The organism is Ottowia thiooxydans DSM 14619 (assembly GCF_000422885.1).
In the GTDB taxonomy this organism is placed as follows: domain Bacteria; phylum Pseudomonadota; class Gammaproteobacteria; order Burkholderiales; family Burkholderiaceae_C; genus Ottowia; species Ottowia thiooxydans.
Genome location: NZ_AUGX01000062.1, coordinates 1 through 18922 on the forward strand (window position 1 = coordinate 1; position 18922 = coordinate 18922).

General features: G+C 62.7%; 18 protein-coding genes and 3 pseudogenes. 18 read left to right on the plus strand and 3 right to left on the minus strand.

Translation table 11 applies throughout. The annotated features are described in order from the left end of the window. Window positions 1-95: 95 nt before the first annotated feature. Window positions 96-191: pseudogene (locus tag G518_RS40180) on the plus strand (RidA family protein); the annotation flags it as partial. Between the two features lie 267 nt (window positions 192-458). Here the strand turns inward: G518_RS40180 and G518_RS0125270 are convergent. The 3 genes from G518_RS0125270 to G518_RS0125280 all read right to left on the minus strand — a co-directional run bounded on the left by G518_RS0125270 (window position 459) and on the right by G518_RS0125280 (window position 3273). Beyond that, window positions 459-911: a DUF3237 domain-containing protein gene (locus G518_RS0125270; protein ID WP_036596104.1), complete on the minus strand. Its 453-nt coding sequence runs from the start codon at window positions 909-911 to the stop codon at window positions 459-461. Continuing rightward, entirely contained in the window at window positions 908-2191 is a 1284-nt protein-coding gene (locus G518_RS0125275; RefSeq protein ID WP_028604878.1) for a flavin-dependent oxidoreductase, read from the minus strand. The genes G518_RS0125270 and G518_RS0125275 overlap by 4 nt, the downstream gene beginning before the upstream one ends. Window positions 2192-2304: 113 nt before the next feature. Next, a complete protein-coding gene (locus tag G518_RS0125280; RefSeq protein WP_028604879.1) occupies window positions 2305-3273 on the minus strand; it encodes a tripartite tricarboxylate transporter substrate-binding protein in 969 nt (322 codons plus the stop codon). Window positions 3274-3436: 163 nt separating this feature from the next. On the opposite strand from G518_RS0125280, the gene G518_RS0125285 reads away from it, so the two are divergent. The 17 genes and pseudogenes from G518_RS0125285 (at window position 3437) to tnpC (G518_RS0125370) (ending at window position 18864) form a co-directional block, all read left to right on the plus strand. Beyond that, on the plus strand, window positions 3437-4309 hold the full coding sequence (locus G518_RS0125285) for a LysR family transcriptional regulator (protein ID WP_156909542.1): 873 nt from the start codon (window positions 3437-3439) through the stop codon (window positions 4307-4309). A 702-nt stretch (window positions 4310-5011) separates the two neighbouring features. After that, window positions 5012-5440 carry a hypothetical protein gene (locus tag G518_RS38780; protein ID WP_156909543.1) on the plus strand — a complete coding sequence of 143 codons (429 nt, stop codon included), beginning with the start codon at window positions 5012-5014 and terminating at the stop codon, window positions 5438-5440. Then, entirely contained in the window at window positions 5437-7413 is a 1977-nt protein-coding gene (locus G518_RS36925) for an integrase core domain-containing protein (protein ID WP_051237389.1), read from the plus strand. The genes G518_RS38780 and G518_RS36925 overlap by 4 nt, the downstream gene beginning before the upstream one ends. A 12-nt stretch (window positions 7414-7425) precedes the next feature. Continuing rightward, a complete protein-coding gene (locus G518_RS36930) occupies window positions 7426-8460 on the plus strand; it encodes an AAA family ATPase (protein WP_084652274.1) in 1035 nt (344 codons plus the stop codon). Between the two features lie 8 nt (window positions 8461-8468). Then, the gene (locus G518_RS0125305) at window positions 8469-9119 is read left to right on the plus strand and encodes a hypothetical protein (protein WP_028604882.1); all 651 of its coding nucleotides are present in this window, start codon (window positions 8469-8471) and stop codon (window positions 9117-9119) included. Between the two features lie 53 nt (window positions 9120-9172). Beyond that, entirely contained in the window at window positions 9173-9508 is a 336-nt protein-coding gene (locus tag G518_RS0125310) for a type II toxin-antitoxin system RelE/ParE family toxin (protein WP_028604883.1), read from the plus strand. Window positions 9509-9517: 9 nt separating this feature from the next. Continuing rightward, complete coding sequence (locus G518_RS0125315) at window positions 9518-9811, plus strand: helix-turn-helix domain-containing protein (RefSeq protein ID WP_028604884.1); 294 nt, start codon at window positions 9518-9520, stop codon at window positions 9809-9811. A 244-nt stretch (window positions 9812-10055) separates the two neighbouring features. Beyond that, a pseudogene (locus tag G518_RS0125325) lies at window positions 10056-10412 on the plus strand (IS21 family transposase); the annotation flags it as partial. An 83-nt stretch (window positions 10413-10495) separates the two neighbouring features. Further along, entirely contained in the window at window positions 10496-10912 is a 417-nt protein-coding gene (gene tnpA / locus G518_RS0125330) for an IS66-like element accessory protein TnpA (RefSeq protein ID WP_028604886.1), read from the plus strand. Then, a complete protein-coding gene (tnpB, locus tag G518_RS0125335; protein WP_028604887.1) occupies window positions 10909-11241 on the plus strand; it encodes an IS66 family insertion sequence element accessory protein TnpB in 333 nt (110 codons plus the stop codon). The genes tnpA (G518_RS0125330) and tnpB (G518_RS0125335) overlap by 4 nt, the downstream gene beginning before the upstream one ends. Before the next feature lie 66 nt (window positions 11242-11307). Beyond that, entirely contained in the window at window positions 11308-12891 is a 1584-nt protein-coding gene (gene tnpC, locus G518_RS0125340) for an IS66 family transposase (RefSeq protein ID WP_028604888.1), read from the plus strand. Between the two features lie 54 nt (window positions 12892-12945). After that, window positions 12946-13854, plus strand: a pseudogene (locus G518_RS36935) (Mu transposase domain-containing protein); the annotation flags it as partial. 39 nt (window positions 13855-13893) lie between these two features. After that, window positions 13894-14661: an IS21-like element helper ATPase IstB gene (gene istB / locus G518_RS36940; RefSeq protein WP_036596107.1), complete on the plus strand. Its 768-nt coding sequence runs from the start codon at window positions 13894-13896 to the stop codon at window positions 14659-14661. Between the two features lie 167 nt (window positions 14662-14828). Further along, entirely contained in the window at window positions 14829-16343 is a 1515-nt protein-coding gene (gene istA, locus G518_RS0125355; protein WP_028604889.1) for an IS21 family transposase, read from the plus strand. A 157-nt stretch (window positions 16344-16500) separates the two neighbouring features. Then, window positions 16501-16926, plus strand: a complete 426-nt coding sequence (gene tnpA / locus G518_RS0125360) for an IS66-like element accessory protein TnpA (protein ID WP_028603288.1) — start codon at window positions 16501-16503, stop codon at window positions 16924-16926. Further along, window positions 16902-17252, plus strand: a complete 351-nt coding sequence (gene tnpB, locus G518_RS0125365; protein WP_028603289.1) for an IS66 family insertion sequence element accessory protein TnpB — start codon at window positions 16902-16904, stop codon at window positions 17250-17252. Before tnpA (G518_RS0125360) ends, tnpB (G518_RS0125365) begins: the two co-directional genes overlap by 25 nt. Window positions 17253-17280: 28 nt before the next feature. After that, window positions 17281-18864, plus strand: a complete 1584-nt coding sequence (gene tnpC, locus G518_RS0125370; protein WP_036594857.1) for an IS66 family transposase — start codon at window positions 17281-17283, stop codon at window positions 18862-18864. Window positions 18865-18922 lie beyond the last annotated feature (58 nt).

Consider the following 18922-nt stretch of genomic DNA (forward strand, 5'->3'; position numbering starts at 1 on the left):
GAAAGTCAATGAAATCAACGGTCTACCCAGACCACCCCCGCGCCAGTGCTAGCTTTGCGTACCGTCACTTATTGCACTGAAAACGAGGAGACCCCGTGGTGCCTGGTCAAACCCCGCCGCGCGCCACCGTGCAGGCGGCGCTTGCCCGGCCCGAATGGAAGATCGAGGTGGTGATCACGGCTGCGGTCTGAGCTCTGCCTCGTCGCATCAAAAGTCCCAACGTTCCCCGTGAATAGTGGTGTTCTTTGCCCCTGTTGAATAATGCCGATGATGTATGGACCAGCAGGTGGGCAAATCCAGCTCACGGGCTGCGATAGCAGTCACCCGTTCGTCAAATTCGAGAGCCATGCCAATATTCGGCAAAAGTGCCTTTGAACGACCACTTCTCCGTCTGAACCGGATCCTCAACCGTGACGGCGGCCACCGGTGTTCGGTAACTACTGCCGAAGCCAGTGCGTTCACATAACTTCGTAGATCGCCAGCCGAATTCCATCCGGCCGACGCTCTCCGACGCCGACTGCCAGTAAACGATTGAGCCAGTCGAATTCACCTTTGGGTGCCTCGAAAAGCATGGACTGACGAAAGTAGTAGGCAGACGCCGGAACCGCCTCCCCTGCCGCCAACCGGCGCATCGCATCTGAAGTCCCGTGACGCAACCCAAGTCCATGCATTTGGACATTGGAGCCGTCTGGCAGCTGCAAGGTGATCCGCGCATCCAGCTCTGCAACTCCATCCGATCGGATCAACTGAAAGTCCGCCCCGCCAGGCAGGATCCGCCCACTCAGCCGTTCTCCGACGAAGGAGCCACCGATGACTGGGACAAAGCGGCGCGCACCGCAAGGACCATTGGGCGTCACGTGTGCCTCACCCACCTGCACGGCAAGCTCCATCAATGGTTTGAGCGCCATCATGCCGTGGGCACCTGTTGGCAGGGCTCATGCAGGCGCAGCGTCGCTGGTGACTCGTTGATGGTCTCCACCGAGTAGCCGGCGATCGCCTTGTAGCGCCGGGCATGTTCCGCCAGTTCATCGTGAGATATGACCTCATCGATGCTGGCGAACTCGCCACCACAACGCTCCTCCACCACATCCAGGATGTGATCCGGTCCCGCCACGCGGTTAGTCAACACCACCTTGGACGTGACCGGACGCATCTCCTCCTCGTAGCGTTGCAATGCCACCGACGTCGCCCCGTGGTCCTGAAATGCGCGCCCGAGTTTACGGGCGTCGATGATGGCTGAGCCTGCGCCATTGGAGCCAACCGGGTAGGCGGCGTGAGCAGCGTCCCCCATCAGGGTCGCCCGGCCGTGGGTCCAAAGCGGCAAGGGATCGCGATCCACCATGGGGTACTCAAACACCTTGTCGGCCGCACGTATCACTGCCGGCACATCCAGCCAGTCAAACCTCATCGACTCGAATCGGGGGAGGAAGTCTTCCAGCCGCGCTTGCCGGTTCCAGTCTTCTTTGTTCCACGCCTGTCCGGGCTCGTAGTTCAGGTTCGCAATCCAGTTGATGGTGGCGAGTCCGGTCTTGGGGTCTTGCCTTGAGATCGGGTAGGCCACAAATCGCAGGCCAGAGTACCCGATCATCACCATCGAGGCGCCCGTCTTGTATGGGCGCGCACGGGTCGTGCCACGCCACAGCACCGCACCACCCCAGACAGGTGAGCCTTCGCTCGGATTCATCTGAGCCCGTATCGCCGAGTGGATACCATCGGCGCCGATCAACACATCCCCAGACTCGGTCCGCTCATTGCCCTGGCGATCACGAAGTTTGAGCACAACGCGATCACCCATGTCCTCAAACCCCATGCCACTCCACCCACACTCCACGCAATCGGGGCCCACACGCCGGGTCAGTTCGTTGAGCAGCAGCATGTGCAGCTCGCCACGATGCACCGAAAACTGAGGCCATTTGTAGCCCGCCGCCACGCCACGTGGCTCGGTCCATATGTGCAGACCTTTCTTGGTGTAGAGGCCGTAGTCGCGGGTCCGAACGCCGATTTCGTCCAGTTGGGACGCCAGGCCCAGGTCGTACAACTCGCGCACCGCGCTGGGCTGCAGGTTGATGCCCACGCCAAGCGGACTGATTTTGGGTACCGACTCAAAGACCTTGAATGGCACCCCGATCTGGTGGCAGGTCAAAGCCAGAGAGAGACCGGCGATACCGCCGCCGACGATGAGCACAGTCATGCCTTACCCCTTCGCCGCACGCGCGGCGTGGTTGATCAAAGAATGGGATGAAACGAGACGAGACGACGGCCGGGCATGGGTATCCCGTGCCATCATTGGCCAGGGTTGCCGACTCAGGGCAGCTTGTAGCCCGAGCGCTCAACCATGGAAGTGAAGGCGGTGGTGGTGTCGCGAATGCGCACGGCCAATTCCTCGGGCGTGCTGGTGGTGGGCACCACGCCCAACTCACTGACCTTGGTCTGGAAGGCCGCCGAAGCCACCACCTTGGCAGCGGCCTGGTTGTAGCGCTGGATGATGTCGGCTGGTGTACCTGCTGGTGCCATCAAGGCCACAAAGCCGCTCACGCCATAGCCTTTGAGGCCTTGCTCGACATAGGTGGGCACCTCGGGCATGCCTGACAGGCGTGATGGACCGCTCATAGCGATGACGCGAACCTTGCCACTCTTGGCGTACTGCATCATGGCGCCGATCGAGCCAATGCCTGCCGGAATCTGGCCTGCCACAAGGTCCTGGATCACAGGACCATCGCCTCGGTAGGGCACCGACGTTAAATCACCCTTGAATTCGCGAGCGAGGATTCGGACACCGAAATCTGGATCACTTGCCGGCGCTGGCACACCGACGTTGAGCTTGCCCGGATTGGCATTGCCCCACTGCACCAAGCCCTTGAGGTCGCGCACCTCGCCCACCAGGGCAGGATTGACCGCCAGGACGTCGTTGGAGATGGCCACCATGCCCACTGAGGCGAAATCCTTGGCAGGGTCATAGCCCGGTTGCCGTACGGTCAACGGGATCATGGCCAACGCATGGCTGTTGGACAGGAACAGTGTGTTTCCATCGGGTGCAGCGACCTTGAGCGCATTCGCGGCCAGTTGCCCGCCTGCACCGGGGCGGTTCTCCACCACTACGCTGCGCTGCAATTGCTCGGACAGCCCCTGCGCCAAGTGACGAGCGATGGCATCGGTGCTGCCACCGGCCGGAAAACCCACCAGGACGCGCAATGGGGCTTGCTGGGCCAAGGCAGCCCATGGAACGGTCAGCGCCAATGCACATGTGCAGCCAAGCAGGGTACGTCGGTTCATGAATCACCTATTCAACAAAAGGGGTTGCCAGTTCACCGAACCCACCGTGGGTCGATGAGAAGATTGAAGCATCGGCGAGCAGCGAATGGAATTCCATAATTTCACAGTCGATTGCTATTTTTGAAATACGATCACCACCCCAGTTGCACCGGCTGTGTTGCCCATGGATACCGATCTCCTTTCCTTGCGTGCTTTTGTTCGGCTGGCCGATGAGCTGAACTTCTCGCGCAGCGCTGCGGCGCTTCACATGTCGGCACCCAAGCTCACGCGGCTGATCCAGACGCTGGAGAAACAGGTTGGCGTGCGTTTGTTGGCACGCAGCACCCATGGGGCATCGCTGACGGCAGAGGGGCTGGAATTCCTGCAAAGTGCCCATCGCATCGTGGCCGAAGCCGACTGGGTCGGACGGCGCTTCAGCAAGCAACGGGTCACCAGCAGCGCCACCTTCATGGTGGGTTGCCTGGCCGGCAGCCTGTACGAACCCTTGCCCGAACACATTCGTTCCGCGCGCAAGGCGCACCCCAAGCTGCAGATCAGGGTGGTCGAGGTCGAAGAATCGACGCTGACCCGGCAAGTGCTGGACGGTGCCCTGGATATGGGGTTTCTGTACTCCCCGGAGCCGGACGAGATGATCGAGCGTCGGGTGGTCTCACGCCGCCGCCAGTGGGTGGCCATGAGCCCGGATCACCCCCTGAGCAAGCGCAAACAGCTCTCTTTGAAAGACTTGAGACCCTACACCTTGATCCTGCCCGACGAAAAAGGGGCGCCCCGCCTGCATCGCTGGTACCGACAGTTCCTTGACTTGGAGGTGCGACACAACTTGTCTTACATCGGGGCGAATCAGATCCACGTGGCGCTGGGACTGTGTGCAGCCGGCGAAGGCCTGTGCGTCGTCGCCGAGCACCTGCGCCGAGTCAGGTCCGATGATCTGCATTTTGTGCCTCTGCTGGATGCCCCGCAGACCGAACTGGCAGCCATCTGGCGGGCAGATTCTCCGGTGAGGCAGGTAGCGCAATTCATAGCCAGTGGGTGGTAGGGTCGCCAAGACATCTCGGGTCGATAGACCGGCGACCTTCTTCCAGCGCAATTACCCCGCCAGCGCGTGTCGTGGATATTCAGCCGCTTGGCCAGCCTGACCAGGTTGGCACGGTCCATCTGCAGAGCGCGAGCTGCCTGTGCCCAGTTCTGGCCTTGGGCTTCGAGTGCCTGCAGCACAAGGTGGCGCTCGGTGGCTTCCATGCGCCAGAAGGAATCCGCGGCTTAACGACGGGAGTGAATACGGTTACCTTCTTGTCGTCGCCTCGCTGTTTGGCGAGTGTCAGTAGCCGTGAAGAGTAGTAATAGTGGAACGAGCAAGTCACGTCATCTTCATAGTGAAGAATGGTTAATGTTGGTCGCGGAAGTCACAGCATTACTTCCAAAATTTTGGTAGTAAAAATGGTCCGATCTCCACTTGTGACGTAAGACTGGGACTCTTGCGTGTACGCAGCTTGCGGCGCATCATTCAATTATGTTCGCGCCATGGTCTGCTGATGGACGATCGCACGCATATGTGCGGCCACTGCCGCTTGCCCGCGGGTTTGGTCGACGGCGGCTTGAGGTCTTCAGCCCGAAGCTGGGCCGTCGTGCGAGCTTGGGCGGCTATGACGCTTGGAAGCTCTGGCTTGCGTTGGAGGCGAACCCGCAGGTGCAGTGCTATTGTGAGCGGCCAGCCTTTTTGCCTGGGCGGCGAGGGCGGATGGCCGACTTCTGGGTGCAGACACACGACCTTCCATCGGGGGAGTTTTGGCTACTGCGTCACTCGAAAGCAGAAGATTCCCTCGGAGATGACACCGACGGCACTGTGCCTGGTCGACTCCACAACCTACCGCTGCGTCTGATTGATCCCGAGGCGCTGAGCGGATGGAGCATTCCGGTCGCCAATTGGTCGCAGATCGTCCCGCACTTGGCCAGCTGGCATCGGTTCCCTGACAAGTTGCTCGCCCAGTCCATTGTGGTTTTCGTCGATACCTGGCGAACGCGTGAAGAGATCCTTTGGCAGTTCAGGGACCGAGATGCCACCGAGGTTGAGGCAGCGCTTTATGCGCTGGTGGTGGAGGGGAGGGTGGTGAGCCCTGACCTTGTCGCCTCTCCCCTTTCTGGAACAACACAATTCAAGCGGGTGTGACTGTGACGCTGGAGATCCTGCATCCCTCTGTACGTTTGTCCCTTGGCGACTGGCCACAGGTCGACGCCAAGGCATTGCCCGAAGCAGATCGTGCGGTCTTTCAGCTGCGAAGTGGTGCGGTGGAGGCGTATGCGCAGGGCAGGGCGTTGACCGACATCGAGACCACCCTGGGCGTTCACCGTGGGACCGTCTTGCGCATGGTCTCCCGTGCACAGAAGCCTCATCACGACGGTCGCCTATGGGGTTTTCGGGCACTGGTGCCTCGTGCACGGGTAGAACCCTACCGACGCGTCGCGGCACCCCAAGTGCTTACCCACACGAAGGCCGGAAATGCCGGGGCCTTTGACCAGCTCTTGCAGCGCTATCCGAGGCTGTATCAGCAATTGCGCAACGAACTGACAGAGCGCCGGGTCACACTGAGGCCCAGCGGTGACGGCAGCCGTCTTCACAACGTCAAGGGCGCAATCGCGCGGTTCCATGCGACGTGCCGCGCGCTGGGACTGGGCGCTACCGACTATCCGTTCAACCAGAAGGACCGTGCCGTGCGTTCGGTCGGCCGCCTCTTGCTCGCCTGGCTGGAGGACGACTGCTCGCTGGCACTCCGCGCCTCCGGTGCTCGCTTCAAGCCCAGTTCGGCACTACGGCACACCGAGCGTGCCGCCTTGCGTGCATACGACACGGTCGAGTTTGATGCCCACAAGCTCGACTTGCGACTCAAAGTCATTCTTGAACGGGACCCTCTGGGCGGGGAGCACGTGGTGGAGATGGAGCGGATCTGGCTGCTGGCGATCATCGACGTTGCGACGCGCTGCGTGCTTGGTTGGCATTTGAGCTTGTCTCGGGAGTGCAACCGCTTCGATGCCATCGAGACCATGAAACGGGCCCTGCTCCCGATGCACCGTCCAGAGCTTACGCTGCCAGGGCTTCAGCTTCTGTCCACTGGTGGTTTTGTCACGCAGACCTTTGAGCAGACGGCATACGCCTGCTGGCGCCAGATCCGCCTCGACAACGCCCGGGCCCACCTAGCGACGACCAGCTTGGACGTGGTCTGCGAGACCCTGGGCTGCACTGCAGATTTCGGTCCAACCTACCAGCCAGACGACAGGCCGTTCGTGGAGCGGTTCTTCGGCTCCATGACGACCACGCTGGCGCGACGGCTGCCCGGTGGCATTGATCCAGCCAATCTCAAGCTGGCAGTGAAACGCCTTCGTGACCCGAAGGATTCCCTGCAGCTGCTCGTCACTGCCCAGGAGCTCGAGGAATTGCTCGCGATGACGATCTGGAACTACCACGGCACGCCTCACGCGGGATTGGGTGGACTCACGCCGTTGGAGGCAATGCACCAGCAATTGGCGGGCATTCGCACTGAGCCGATCTCACTGCGAAGGCTCCACCCTACATTGCGAAAGCACCCGCAGCTGCTGCACGACCCGGTGCTGTGCCGAGTGCGCGGCAACCTGGCTCGCGGCGAGCGGGCGCACATCAGCTACCTGCACGTGCGCTACACCAGCGACCAACTCACTCGCCGGCCCAGCTTGCTTGGCGAGCACCTGCGTGTCCACGTTGACCCGACCGACCTGCGCACCGTGCTGGCCACGACCGCAGACGGCGAAATTCTCGAGCCGCTGTTGGCCAGCGGTGCCTGGCGCACCGAACGCCATTCACAGTGGTTGCGGCAGGCCTTTTACAAGGCCAAGCGTCAGCGTGAGCTGAATTTCGCGATGGGAGAGGACCCGATCGAGGCGTTTCTCCTTCTGCGCAAACGCGAGGCCACCAAGCGCAAGCGGGCCGCCAACGACGTTGCACGTGTGCAGCACGAGCGCGTGCGTCAGATAAAAAGCGCCCCCACCCATGATCCTGTATCGGACTCCACCTCAATCGGCAACAGCCTGCCGGAAGTACTGGCCGCTCAACTGCCCATCGACCCCGTGAAGCCCAGAAAACTTCGGATCGAGCCCGGGCAGGTGTACTGAGTAGGAGCCACCATGGCATCGAACCCATCACCTGCACCTGCCGACACGGCACGGGCGCGAACAACTGTGCTGCCCGCCAAGACCGGTGGCAGCCTCTCACTCCAGACCCATCCGCTGGCGCGGCGCCACTATCGGGTTGCCACGGCAGCCATCGAATCCTTCGTCGATCTGGTCGAGCACTGCGTCCGCGTGCTGATCCCCGGTGCACTGGTGTATGCGAGGCCGCGGATCGGCAAGACCCAGGCCATCGACTATCTGGCCCTTCACCTGGCCAAGCACCGGCCGGACATCGTGGTTTTGCGTCTCTCGTGTGAGCACCACCGTTCGGATTTCGAAGGCCCCTTTTTCAACAGTTTGCTGTCAGCAGCGGGAGTCCGCCAGCCACTACCGAAGTCGATTTCCGACAAACGATTTGCGCTGCTGTGCCGAATCACCGAGCAGGCTCAGGTGCACGCGGGTCACATTGTTGTGTTGATGTGCGATGAGGCGCAGCGTCTCTCAAAACATGGACTCGAATGGCTGCGCGACGTCCACGACCAGTTGGCCCGCCACGGTATCCACCTCATCACGTTCCTGGTCGGTCAGCCGCAGCTGCTGGCACAGAAAGCCCAATACCAGCTCTCCGGTGACGAGCAGATCGTCGCTCGTTTCATGATCGAGCAGCTCCAATTTCGCGGCATCGCGCGAGCCGAAGACGCGGCGACCTGCCTGGCCAGCTACGACATCAGCCGCTACCCGGAGAATGGGGGTGCGACTTTTGCCGAGTTTTTCTACCCGCAAGCCTATGGCGCAGGCATGCGGCTGGCGCAACACGCTCATGGCTTGTGGGCAGCATTTGTCCACGCCCATGCACGCTCTCAGCTGCCCGGGGCTGTTGAGGTTCCTATGGACTACTTCACGCGTGCTGTGGAGACGGTTCTGCTTAACGGCCCCCTGTGGGACACGCTGGGCTTTGAGCCGACGGAGGGGCACTGGGAGCGCGCCGTTCGTGATTCCGGCTATGTGGCCTCGCGACAGACGGTGCGCGAGAGCACCCAAAGTGGGTAGGTGAAACCATGGTTCTGCCCATCCTCGTGCCACCAATCGAATGGTCGTGGGACGTGCAGGCAGAGGTCACACCGCTGAGGCGGCCACGGCGACGTGCGCCAGCCACAGAGCCGCGTACGCAAAGCTATCCAAGTCGGCACAGCATCTTGATTGGCCGTTTAATCCTGGGTGCTGATGCGCGCAGGTTGCCCCCCTATGGTTCGCCAGTTGAGCACACGACGCGCGACCTGCTGTTTGATTGCGAGGTGCTGATCAAGGCGTTGCTGCGGCGCGCCCGCCGCTCCATCGGCTCTCGTGCGACTGCGGCGATTCTGCGCATCATCCACAGCTTTGAGCCAGCCAGTGGCACCGTGGCCGCTTGTGCCAGCGACGCCGCCGTCGTGGCATGGATGATGGCGGCGATGAGGTGGCAGGGCATGACACACCCGCAGTCGCTCATTGTCCCCAGCCTGCACCCACCGACCGCAGTCGTGCGCTGGCTTGCGCACTTCGGAGTCGAACAACAGTTGGTGCGCGGGCGGGCGATTCTTGATTTGCTGGTGATGCGTTTTCACATTGTTGCTGGGCGATGCCGCAAGCACATTCGAGCGGTGATGGCCCGTGCCAGAAGGGCGGGTCGAGCAGGGCAGACACCCGGGGTATTTCGCTGTGCATTGTGATTGGCCCCAGCTCTGACCGCACAGGAGTGTATTTATTTTGATACCATTGCCGCATGAAAGAGCCAATACTCTCGGTTGTCTTTTTTCGCACCGAGGCCGGCACCGAACCTGTGCGGGAGTGGTTGCGAGAGTTGACGGTGGAAGATCGAAAGACCATCGGCATCGACATCAAGACTGTCCAATACGGGTGGCCCTTGGGCATGCCGCTGGTGCGCAAGATGGAGCCGGGGTTGTGGGAGGTGCGCTGCGATATTGCCGACGGCATTGCGCGCGTACTGTTTACCGCGAAGGCCGGGCAGATGGTGCTGCTGCACGGTTTTGTGAAGAAGACTCAGAAGACGCCTGACAACGAGTTGAAGACCGCCCGCAATCGCCTAAAGAAGCTGTAGGAGCTCATGATGAACAAGCACATCGGCACCGATTTTGATGACTTTCTCGACGAGGATGGTTTGCGAGAAGAGGCTATGGCCGCTGCAGTGAAGCGTGTGATCGCCTGGCAGATCGCGCAGTCCATGAAGGCTCAAAAGGTCACCAAGACCGAGATGGCCGCGCGCATGCATACGAGTCGCATGGTCGTGAACCGCTTGCTCGACGAGAAGGACACCAGCGTTACCCTGGCAACGCTGGCCCGTGCCAGTGCAGCGTTGGGAACGTCGCTGCGTTTCGAGCTGGGTACGGCGGTGGCGGCCTGACTTGCCTTCGCTGTGGGCAGCAGCGGACGCTTTGAAGTGCCCTGGCAACCCGAGGGTCGGAGGTCGAGTGGATGACGCGGTCCAGTGCCGGACGGCACTTTTGCGACGAAGTCACAGAAGTAGTACAACGATCTCCATATAAATCAATGGTTTATATTGAGCCGCCCCGTGATTTCGGAGGCAATGCCGTCCAGAGTCACACTTTTACGTCGTATTCGTAACAGTATTACTACACTTCACGCCCGGCGTCACCCTGCAACTGCTCTGGGAGGAGTACCAGCAGCAGCACGGCGGTCAGGCCTACAAGTACAGCGCCTTCTGCGAGAAGTACCAAGCCTGGGCCCGGCGTTTGAAGCGCTCCATGCGCCAGACCCACGAGGCCGGCGACAAACTCTTTGTGGACTACGCCGGCCAGACCGTGCCCATCGTGGACGCCTACACCGGCGAGATAACGCAAGCCCAGATATTTGTGGCGGTGCTCGGGGCATCGAACTACACCTATGCCTGCGCCACCGCCAGCCAGAAGGCCACCGACTGGGTGGCCAGCATCATCGCCACACTGGAGTTCATCGGCGGCGTGCCCCGCCTGCTGGTGCCCGACCAGCGTATCCGTCCGGCAAAGTCATCTTGAGCCCGAGCGGCATACCAAGGATGCTCGTGTCCGCGTAACTTCATTGCGGACACATGAACACTTCAGAGATCGAGTTGCCAAGCAGGCGGACACGGCGGCGGCATGCGCCAGAGTTCAGGGACCGGGTGGTACAGGCATGCCGCCAGCCGGGCGTGTCGATTGCCGCCGTCGCGCTGGCCAACGGCCTGAACGCGAACATGGTTCGCAAGTGGGTGATCGAAGCTGAGACACGGGCAGGCAAGACGCCGGATTCAAAGGCAGAGATGCCCGCCGCTTCCAGCGACGGGCCGGCGTCGTGCGTGCCACTGCACTTCTTACCCTTGGCGATGCCCGCGCCCGCATCGGCGACGCCGGCGCCTGCCGATGAGATCCGTATCGAGTTGCAGCGCGGCGCTACCGCCATCAAAGTGTCGTGGCCGGCAGCGGCAGCGGCCGACTGCGCGGCCTGGCTGCGAGAGTTGCTTCGATGATCCGCGTGGATGCCTGGTGGCTGGCGGTGCAACCGCTGGACATGCGCGTGGGCACCGAAGCCGCACTGGCTCGCGTGGTGCAGGTCTTTGGCCAGGCGCACCCGCACCATGCCTACCTGTTCGCCAACCGGCGAGCGAACCGCATGAAGGTGCTGGTGCACGACGGTATCGGTGTGTGGCTGGCAGCGCGGCGCCTGAACATCGGCAAGTTCACCTGGATCAACGATGGGACCAGCACACTGCCGCTGTCTCGCACGCAGTTTGACGCGCTGGTACTGGGTCTGCCTTGGCTGCGGCTGGGCGATGCAGGGATCATCCGGGTAATTTGATCGGTCACTGGCAATTGCCGGATGTACCGATGCGTGCAGCGCTTGAGCGCGGCACGATAGCCACCCATGATCAGCGCACAGCAACTGGACGCCCTGGATCCGCAGACGCGGCAGGTGATGCTGTCGCTGATGGCAGAGCTCCGAGCCAAGGATGCCCTGATCGCACAGCGCGACCAAGAGGCTGCGTTCAAGCAGGCCCTGATCGACAAGCTCACACATGAGATGGCGGTGCTCAAGCGGCTGAAGTTCGCGGCGACCAGCGAGCGCTTCGCCAGCACCCTGGCCCCCGAGCAAAAGAGCCTGCTGGAGGAGACGCTGGAGGCCGACCTGGCCGAACTCGACCGGGAGCTTGATCGCGAGCGTGGCCAGGCCAAGGACAAGACCGAGAAGAAGACGCCCAAGCGTGCCCCGCTGCCGCCGCACCTGCCGCGCCGCGACGTAGCGCACGAGCCGGCCGACACCAGCTGCGGCTGTGGCCAACCCATGCAGCGCATTGGCGAGGACGTGGCCGAGAAGCTGGACTACCAGCCGGGCGTGTTCACCGTGGAGCGCCATGTGCGCGGCAAGTGGACATGCCGCTGCTGCCAGAAGTTGGTGCAGGCGCCGGTACCACCGCACGTCATCGACAAGGGCATCCCGACGTCTGGCTTGCTGGCACACCTGCTGGTGGCCAAGTTCATGGACCACCTTCCGCTCTACCGGCAGGAACATATCTTCGAGCGCGCCGGCCACCTGATCGCGCGCTCGACCCTGGCTCAGTGGGTGGGCGAGTGCGGTGCCCAATTGCAGCCGCTGGTGCAGTCGCTGGCCGACGAACTGCGCCGCCATGTGGTGCTGCACGCCGACGAGACGCCGGTGGCGATGCTCAAGCCCAAACACCTGAGCGACGGCAAGACGCACAGGGCCTACATCTGGTCGTACTGCACGACCAGCGCCAACCCGACAAAGGCCGTGGTGTTCGAGTTCTGCGAGACCCGCAGCGGCGAGAACGTGCGCGAGTTTCTCAAGCTGGACACGCCCCGGGCGTGGCAGGGCACGTTGGTGACCGATGGCTTCAGCGGCTACACCGCCACCACGACCAAGGGCGTGACCTCGGCGCAGTGCATGGCGCACGCCAGACGAAAGTTCAACGATCTGTGGGCCAACCACGGCAGCGAGGTGGGCCGCAAGGCGTTGCGGTATCACCAATGCCTGTTTCGGATCGAGCGTGAGATTGAAGAGCTGCCCAGCGATGAGCGACGGCGGACACGCCAGCGCAAGTCACGGCGGGTACTGGCCGTCTTCCATCGCTGGCTGTTGGCTCAACGGCAACTGGTACCACCTGGCTCGGCGACGATAAAGGCGATCGACTACAGCCTTAAGCGCTGGAGGGAGCTCACCCGTTTCGTCGATGACGGTGATGTGCCGATCTCCAACAACTGGGTGGAGAACCACATCAGGCCAATTGCCATCGGACGGGCGAACTGGCTGTTTAGCGGTAGCCTGCGCGCGGGCAAGCGGGCTGCGGCCATCATGAGCCTGCTGCACTCTGCACGCATCAATGGGCACGAACCTTACGCGTACTTCAAGGACGTGCTCGAGCGCTTGCCAACGCATCCGGCCAGCCGTATCGACGAGTTGCTGCCGCATCGCTGGTCGCCAGCCACCTGAGGTGCGGCGCCGGCCACGTGCTGGCCGTCAGGATGACTTTGCCGGACGGATACCGACCAGCCGCGCGCCTTGATGGCCCGCCCCGACCGCTACGAGCCCACCTCACACCGTTTGCTCGAAGAGCTCTCAGTGCACTACGGCCTGCCTGTCATGCCCGCTCGCCCGGCAAAACCCCGCGACAAACCCAAGGTGGAGGTGGGCGTGCAGGTGGTCGAGCGCTGGATTCTGGCCAGATTGCGCCACCAGACCTTCTTCAGCCTGGCCGCCCTGAACCGGGCGATTGCCACCTTGCTGGAGGACTTGAACCAGCGCGCGTTCAAGAAGCTGCCCGGCAACCGCGCCAGCGCATTTGCCGAACTCGACCGGCCAGCACTGCGCCCCCTGCCGGCTGCGCGCATGGCCATTGCACGGTTCAAGAGTGCCAGGGTCAACATTGATTACCACGTCGAGCTCGATGGGCACTACTACTCGGTGCCCCACGCCCTGGTGGGCGAGGTGGTGGAGCTGCGCATCACGGCCACCGCCGTCGAAGTCCTGCACGGCAACAAGCGGGTGGCCGCCCACGCGCTCAGTGGGCGCAAGGGCGCGCACACCACCACGCCTGAGCACATGCCGGCCTCGCACCGGGCACACCTGCAGTGGACGCCGGCCAAGCTCATCGCCTGGGGCGAACGAATGGGTGCTGCCACCGCGGCCGTGGTGCGCTGGCAGATGGAGCACCGCGCCCATCCCGAGCAGGGCTACCGCTCCTGCCTGGGCCTCATGCGCCTGGGGCGTGAGTACGGAGCTGACCGCTTGGAGGCGGCCTGCGCGCGGGCGCAGTCGATTCGCTCACCGTCCTACAAGAGCATCGCCTCCATCCTGAGTTGTGGCCTGGACCAGCGCCCGCTGGAGACCCCCATCCCCATGCAGGCGAGCCTGCCGCTGCACGAGAACGTGCGCGGGCCGGGCTACTACCACTGAGAAGCCCAAACACGGAAGCGAAACAGAGAAAGAACAACCATGCTCAACGAACACACCTTGAACCAACTGCGCGCCCTGCGCCTGGACGGCATGGTGGCCGCACTCAATGATGCGGCCACCCACATCACTGCCAGCGAGTTGCCCTTTGAACAGCGCCTGGCCCTGCTGGTGCAGCGTGAGGTGGACTGGCGCGACAGCAAGCGCCTAGAGCGCCTGTTGAAAGCCGCCCGCCTGAAGGTCTCCAGCGCCTGCCTGGAGGACATCGACTGGCGTGGCAGCCGGGGCCTGAGCCGCGAAGTCATCACCAGCCTGGCCGGTGGGGACTGGCTGCGCCACGGGCACAACGTGCTCGTCACCGGCGCCACCGGTTGCGGCAAGACCTGGCTGGCCTGTGCGCTGGGGCAGCAGGCGGCACGACTGGGTTTCTCGGTGCTCTATGCCCGCGCACCGAGGTTGCTGGAAGAGCTGCATGTGGCCCATGGGGATGGCAGCTTTGGCAAGCGGTTGGCGCAACTGGCCCGGCTGGACCTTCTCATCCTGGACGACTTCGGCATTGCGCCGATTGCCGCGCATGAGCGAAACGATTTGCTCGAACTCTTGGACGACCGGGTGGGCACGCGCTCGACGCTCATCACCAGCCAGTTGCCGGTGACGGCCTGGCACGTCTGGCTGGATGAGCCCACGCTGGCCGATGCCATCCTGGACCGCATCGTGCACGGGTCCCACAAGATAGCCCTCAAGGGCGAGTCGATGCGCAAGCTGTCCAAGGCCGCCTCACCATCCAGCCCAACCACCATTCCACGTTGATGGCGGACACTTCGGCTACGATTTGGCCGTCACTCAGGACCCCCGCGCACGGTGTCCGCCATCGCATGGAACGCTGTCCGCGATGGGAATGGAATCACTGTCCGCCATCAGTGGAATGCGCAACGCCTCTGCTGAATTTTTCAGCAGGAGCAAACGAGGTGATCACCATGGACATGATTGGCAAGGTCCGGCGCATGAAGATGCGCGACGGACTGACACACAGTGAGATAGCCCGGCGCACGGGTTTGTCGAGAAACACTGTCAAGAAGTGGCTCAAAGCGGACAGCGCCCTTGAGCCCAAGTACCGACGGGCGGGCACAGATACGTTGCTCACGCCCTTTGAAGGTGTGGTGGTGTCGGCGCTCAAAGCCGACGCCCATCGGTCGCGCGAGCATCGGCGCACTGCGAGAGCCTTGCTGGTACAGCTCCAGGCGCAGGGCTACCGAGGCGGCTACACGACGCTGACCAACTTCATCCGCGAATGGAAGGGACAGGCAGGCAAAGATGGCACGCGCGCTTTTGTGCCGTTGAGCTTCGAGTTGGGGGAGGCCTTTCAATTCGACTGGAGCGAAGAAGGCATCGTGGTCGGGGGTGTGTACTACCAGGCGCAGGTGGCCCATCTGAAGCTGTGCGCCAGTCGTGCGTTCTGGCTGGTGGCCTATCCCAGCCAGGGGCATGAAATGCTGTTCGATGCCCATACCCGCTCGTTTGCTGCGTTGGGCGGCGTGGCCCGGCGCGGGATTTACGACAACATGAAGACGGCGGTGGACAAGGTCACCAAAGGCAAAGGCCGGGTGGTCAACGCCCGCTTCATGGCCATGTGTAGCCACTACCTGTTCGATCCTGACTTCTGCAACGTGGCCTCTGGCTGGGAGAAAGGCGTGGTCGAGAAGAACGTGCAGGACAGCCGACGGCGCATCTGGATCGAGGCGCGAGAGCGCAAGTTTGGCAGCTTTACCGAGTTGAACGCGTGGTTGGGCGAGCGTTGCAAAGCCATCTGGGCGGACACGCCGCACCCGCACCACACACACTCCAGCATCGCCGAGGTGCTGACGCTGGAGCGCGAGCACCTCATGGGCATGCCTGCGGTGTTTGATGGCTATGTGGAGCGGGGAGCCAAGGTCAGCAGCACCTGCCTGGTGACGGTGGCACGCAACCGTTATTCCGTTCCGTGCGAATGGGCGGGCAAAACCGTCAGCACCCGGCTGTACCCCATGCGCGTGGATGTGGTGGCCGCCGACATGATCGTGGCCAGCCATGGGCGCGTGTTTGACCGTGGGCACACCGCTTACGACTGGCAACACTACATCGATCTGGTGCAACGCAAGCCCGGCGCATTGCGCAACGGCACCCCCTTCATGGACCTGCCCGAGGCGTTGGCCAACCTGCGCCGCGCGTTGATACGCCGCAGTGGTGGCGACCGCATCATGGCCGATGTGCTGGCGCTGGTGCCGGCCTCGGGATTGGACGCGGTGCTGGTGGCCGTTGAGCTGGTTCTGGAGCACGCCACGCCCAGCGGGCACATCAGCGTGGAGCACATCCTCAATGTCCTGGCCCGACTCAAGGACCCGCAGCGCCCGCCACCGGTGACAACAAAGCTGACGCTCAACGTGGCGCCGGTGGCCGACACCACGCGCTATGACCAATTGCGCCACAGCGCCACCGCAGCCAAGGAGGACTGACCATGCGAACGGATGTATTGGCAGAACTCAAAGGCTTGCGACTGCACGGCATGGCGCAAGCCTGGGTCGAACGTAAGCGGTCAATAAACCCCGCCCTTGAACAGAGGCTTGTGACCTGAGAGCCTACGTTCCCACATAGACCAACGTGGGAACGTAGATGACAGACGAATTGAGTGAGCTCAGGCGCCGACTGGTGGTGGGACGCAAGAGCGACGGGCGCAGCGTGTACGACGAAGGGGCGAAGGCTGAGCTGGTGGCCTTGTGTCGACAGCCAGGAGCATCAGTTTCTCGCCTTGCGCGGGAGTGCGGCGTGAATGCCAACCAGGTCAGCCGCTGGCTTCGTGAACATGAACGCGATGCCCGTGCGCGGCATTCGGTGGCCAACGTGGCCCCAACGGCGGCGGCGTTTGTGCCAGTTGCATTGCCACCGGTATCGATGCCTGCGCCTGCGCCTGTGATGGACATGCAGGCACGTTTGCCCAATGGCGTGGTGATCGACATGCGTGGTCTGGACCTGAGCAACGTTGGCGAAGTGATTCGAGTCTTGGGGAGCTTGCGGTGTTCCGCTTTGACGAAGGCATGAAGGTCTACCTGCACCGCGAACCGGTGGACTTTCGGCTCAACATCAATGGCCTGGCTGTGTTGGTGGAGCAGGCGCTCGGTCTGAATCCGTTTGCCTCGTGCGTGTATGTGTTCAGCAACCGTCGGCGCGACCGTATCAAGATTCTGGGGTGGGAGCGCAACGGCTTTTGGCTGTTGCTCAAGCGGCTGGAGAAGGACCGGTTCATCTGGCCATCGGCACAGGCCGTGCCCACGCTGACCATCGAGCAGTTGCACTGGCTGCTGGAGGGCATCGACATCGAGGTGGTGCAACGCCACCCCCATCTGCGCTACACCAGCGTGGCTTGACCCAATGGTGAAGGAACGATGATGGGGCATGCAGATCCAAGTTGGCGTGTCATCGCTTGTCTCCATCACCGCTGAAGAACTGAGCGCCCTCATCGCCGAACGTGATGCGCTTGCCGGCGCGCTGCGGGTGGCCACCACCGAGCGGGATTTGGCGCTGGAGCGGCTCAAAGCGTTTCAACGCCAACTGTTCGCCGCCAAGAGTGAGGCGCGCAGCACCGACCAGAAGGACTTGTTTCTCAACGAGGCCGAGGCACTCGCGCCCACCGTGCAGACGCTGCCGGCACAGACCGATGAAGAGGCATCGACACCGGTGGCAGGCCACCAGCGCAAGAAGCGTGGGCGCAAGCCGCTGGACCCCGCACTGCCACGTGAGGTCGTGCGTCACGAGTTGCCCGAGGCCGAGCGCGTGTGCGCCCATGATGGGCACACGCTGGTGGAGATTGGCGCGGAGGTCAGTGAGCAACTCGACGTCATCCCCGAACAGGTGCGCGTTCTGCAGCACCACCGTATCAAGTACGCCTGTCCTTGCTGCGATCAGAGTTTGAAGGTCGCACCGACGCCGGCGCGCGTCATCCCGCGCGGGCTACTCACTGAAGCTGCGCAGGCCTGGGTCATCACCGGCAAGTACCAGTTCGGCATGCCGCTGTACCGCACGGCCGCGTTGCTGCGCCGCTTTGGCGGCGATATCGCGAGCAACACCCTGGCCGCCGGCGTTGTGCGCATCGGCCAGGCCGTGCAACCCGTGATCAATCTGCTGCGCGACCACCTGCTCGACTCGGACCTGATCTATGGCGACGAGACCACGGTCCAGGTGCTCAAGGAGCCCGGTCGCAAGGCGCAGACCAAAAGCTACATGTGGGCGCAGATGAATGGCCCCGGCACCGGGCCACCGGTGCGGCTGTTCGCCTATGCCCCAGGCCGAGGTGAGGTGCATGCCAAGAAGCTGTATGCGGGTATCCGGCCTGGAACCACGCTCGTGAGCGATGGTTACCAAGTCTATGACGGCATCGCCGCAGACCATGGATTGACGCATCTGGGGTGTTGGGTGCACGCACGTCGACCTTTCATCAAGGCAGAGGAGGCCATACCGAAGGCGGCGCGTTCGCCCGATCAGGTTGCCACCCGTTTCGTGCAACTCATCGGCAAGCTATACCGGGCGGAGTCACTGGCCCGGGATTGGAAGCCTGCACGTCGGTTACGCCTGCGCTCGCGCTACAGCGCCCCTGTCGTGCGAGAGATCGAACGCTTGCTTCTCGCGAACTTGCACAGCGTGACTCCCTCAAGTCTGCTGGGCGAGGCACTGCACTACTTGCACGGGCAGTGGCCCAAGCTCATTCGGTTCCTGGACAACGGCGCCTGGCCACTCGATTCCAACCCGGTGGAGAACGCCATCCGGCCCTTCGTGGTGGGGCGGCGCTCCTGGTTGTTCGCCGACACGGTGGGGGGCGCCAATGCCAGCGCCAATCTGTACTCGCTCATCGAGACGGCCAAGGCCAACAACATTGAGCCCTCCCGTTACCTCGCCGCGCTGTTCAAGAAGCTTCCATTGGCCCAGACCGTCGATGACTATGAAGCCCTTCTGCCTTGGAACATCGTCCTCGGCGCACCGTGAACCGCGCACGGTACACATCCCTCAAACAGCACAAGGGCGGGGTTTATTGACCGCTTAC

What these genes read in the sequence shown, in the direction of transcription:
- G518_RS0125270 (WP_036596104.1), bottom strand. Translation starts at nt 911, where the DNA reads ATGATGGCGCTCAAACCATTGATGGAGCTTGCCGTGCAGGTGGGTGAG.
- G518_RS0125275 (WP_028604878.1), bottom strand. Translation starts at nt 2,191, where the DNA reads ATGACTGTGCTCATCGTCGGCGGCGGTATCGCCGGTCTCTCTCTGGCT.
- G518_RS0125280 (WP_028604879.1), bottom strand. Translation starts at nt 3,273, where the DNA reads ATGAACCGACGTACCCTGCTTGGCTGCACATGTGCATTGGCGCTGACC.
- G518_RS0125285 (WP_156909542.1), top strand. Translation starts at nt 3,437, where the DNA reads ATGGATACCGATCTCCTTTCCTTGCGTGCTTTTGTTCGGCTGGCCGAT.
- G518_RS38780 (WP_156909543.1), top strand. Translation starts at nt 5,012, where the DNA reads ATGGCCGACTTCTGGGTGCAGACACACGACCTTCCATCGGGGGAGTTT.
- G518_RS36930 (WP_084652274.1), top strand. Translation starts at nt 7,426, where the DNA reads ATGGCATCGAACCCATCACCTGCACCTGCCGACACGGCACGGGCGCGA.
- G518_RS0125305 (WP_028604882.1), top strand. Translation starts at nt 8,469, where the DNA reads ATGGTTCTGCCCATCCTCGTGCCACCAATCGAATGGTCGTGGGACGTG.
- G518_RS0125310 (WP_028604883.1), top strand. Translation starts at nt 9,173, where the DNA reads ATGAAAGAGCCAATACTCTCGGTTGTCTTTTTTCGCACCGAGGCCGGC.
- G518_RS0125315 (WP_028604884.1), top strand. Translation starts at nt 9,518, where the DNA reads ATGAACAAGCACATCGGCACCGATTTTGATGACTTTCTCGACGAGGAT.
- tnpA (WP_028604886.1), top strand. Translation starts at nt 10,496, where the DNA reads ATGAACACTTCAGAGATCGAGTTGCCAAGCAGGCGGACACGGCGGCGG.
- tnpB (WP_028604887.1), top strand. Translation starts at nt 10,909, where the DNA reads ATGATCCGCGTGGATGCCTGGTGGCTGGCGGTGCAACCGCTGGACATG.
- tnpC (WP_028604888.1), top strand. Translation starts at nt 11,308, where the DNA reads ATGATCAGCGCACAGCAACTGGACGCCCTGGATCCGCAGACGCGGCAG.
- istB (WP_036596107.1), top strand. Translation starts at nt 13,894, where the DNA reads ATGCTCAACGAACACACCTTGAACCAACTGCGCGCCCTGCGCCTGGAC.
- istA (WP_028604889.1), top strand. Translation starts at nt 14,829, where the DNA reads ATGGACATGATTGGCAAGGTCCGGCGCATGAAGATGCGCGACGGACTG.
- tnpA (WP_028603288.1), top strand. Translation starts at nt 16,501, where the DNA reads ATGACAGACGAATTGAGTGAGCTCAGGCGCCGACTGGTGGTGGGACGC.
- tnpC (WP_036594857.1), top strand. Translation starts at nt 17,281, where the DNA reads ATGCAGATCCAAGTTGGCGTGTCATCGCTTGTCTCCATCACCGCTGAA.